The following is a 666-nucleotide window of genomic DNA, read 5'->3' as shown; positions in this document are numbered from 1 at the left end:
CGTGATGAAGTAGTGAAGTTCTTAAAGCAATGTATCTCAATGGATATTCGTACTGTTGTGATTGTGCACGGCCGTGGCGAACGTTCGAATCCACCAGCATTAATGAAAAGCTTCGTCAGCAGTTGGTTACAACAAATAAAAGAAGTGCAATGCGTACACAGTGCACAACGCTTTCACGGTGGCAGTGGTGCTGTTTATGTATTGCTAAGAAAAAGCGCAGACAAGAAACTAGAAAACCGCGAACGTCATCAAAAACGGTTAGGTTAAGTTTCTCCTCGGTGCTAGAATGCCCAACCTTATTTCCCCTTCCCACTCGCGGGAAGGGTCATCAAATTCACCGCCGTTGTGAAACGTTAGGAGACCGATATGTCACAAGACAACGCGAAACGCTTAAATAAATTCATCAGCGAAACGGGCTTTTGCTCACGTCGCGCTGCCGATAAACTGATCGAAGAAGGTCGAGTGACCATTAACGGCAAACAGCCAGAAATGGGCACTAAAGTACTACCTGGTGACGACGTTTGTGTTGATGGCAAGCCTGTCGCTTCAAAAGAAAAGCCGATTTATATCGCCCTCAACAAGCCAACAGGCATCACCTGTACGACTGAGCGTGATATCCCCGGCAATATCGTCGATTTCATCGGTCACAAAAAGCGTATTTTCCCA

General features: G+C 46.2%; 2 protein-coding genes. Both read left to right on the top strand.

What is annotated here, in order from left to right; all coding sequences use genetic code 11:
• The coding region (locus tag R7044_RS25835) for a Smr/MutS family protein (protein WP_225456075.1) at positions 1-267 on the top strand (267 nt) is incomplete at its 5' end.
• Positions 268-366: 99 nt separating this feature from the next.
• The coding region (locus R7044_RS25830) for a S4 domain-containing protein (RefSeq protein WP_263857054.1) at positions 367-666 on the top strand (300 nt) is incomplete at its 3' end.

The organism is Vibrio sp. 1402, from assembly GCF_033340275.1.
This window is presented reverse-complemented; position numbering and strand designations above follow the sequence as displayed.